Source organism: Mesorhizobium sp. M8A.F.Ca.ET.181.01.1.1, from assembly GCF_004792025.1.
Classification (GTDB): domain Bacteria; phylum Pseudomonadota; class Alphaproteobacteria; order Rhizobiales; family Rhizobiaceae; genus Mesorhizobium.
The window spans coordinates 1-279 of sequence record NZ_SRTV01000346.1; the positions used below are offsets into that span (position 1 = coordinate 1).

General features: G+C 65.9%; 1 pseudogene. It reads right to left on the bottom strand.

Annotated features, from left to right (window positions below):
* Positions 1 to 279 (bottom strand): annotated as a pseudogene (locus EN824_RS34915) (pyridoxamine 5'-phosphate oxidase family protein); the annotation flags it as partial.

Below are 279 nucleotides of genomic sequence, written 5' to 3' on the forward strand. Positions count from 1 at the left end.
GGTAATCGTCGTCCAGCTCGCGGTCGATCTCGCCGGCGCTTTCGGTTAATGCCAGCTGGTCGCGGATGATCTCGCCGAGCGTCGGCAAGGTCGCGCGGTCGTACCAGGTCTCCGGCTTCCACAGGTCGGAGCGCATGAAGGCTTTGGCGCAGTGCATATAGGCGGCCTTGACCGTCACCACGATGACGCTCTGCGGCTCCTTGCCGTCGACGGCCAGGCGTTCGCGCAAGGTGGGGTCGACGGTGATGCGGGCGTCGCCATTGACGCGCAGCGTCTCGT